Consider the following 313-nt stretch of genomic DNA (forward strand, 5'->3'; position numbering starts at 1 on the left):
CGTTGAGCCAAATGAACCACCCTGGTTCGGTAGGCATCAAAGGCCGCAAGATTGCAGTGCTGGTGGCCGACGGCGTGGACGCGGCCAGTGTCGACAAACTGGTGAAAGCGCTGGAGGCCCACAGTGCACGGCCCATGCTGCTGGGGCCGACGTCGGCGCCGGTGAAGGCGGCCGACGGCAAACAGCTACCGGTGGATGCCTCGATGGAAGGAATGCCGTCGGTCATGTTCGACGGGGTTGTGGTGCCGGCGGGCAAGGCCTCTACCGATGCGCTGGCGGCCAGCGGCTTGGCCAAGCACTTCCTGCTGGAAGG

At 65.5% G+C, this 313-nt stretch carries 1 protein-coding gene; it reads left to right on the forward strand.

Features of this window, described 5'->3' with window-relative positions:
• Positions 1 to 11 precede the first annotated feature (11 nt).
• Positions 12 to 313: DJ-1/PfpI family protein (locus QWI17_RS01265; RefSeq protein WP_302720678.1), on the forward strand; the 302-nt coding region annotated here is incomplete at its 3' end.

This window comes from Gilvimarinus gilvus (genome assembly GCF_030518155.1).
GTDB lineage: Bacteria > Pseudomonadota > Gammaproteobacteria > Pseudomonadales > Cellvibrionaceae > Gilvimarinus > Gilvimarinus gilvus.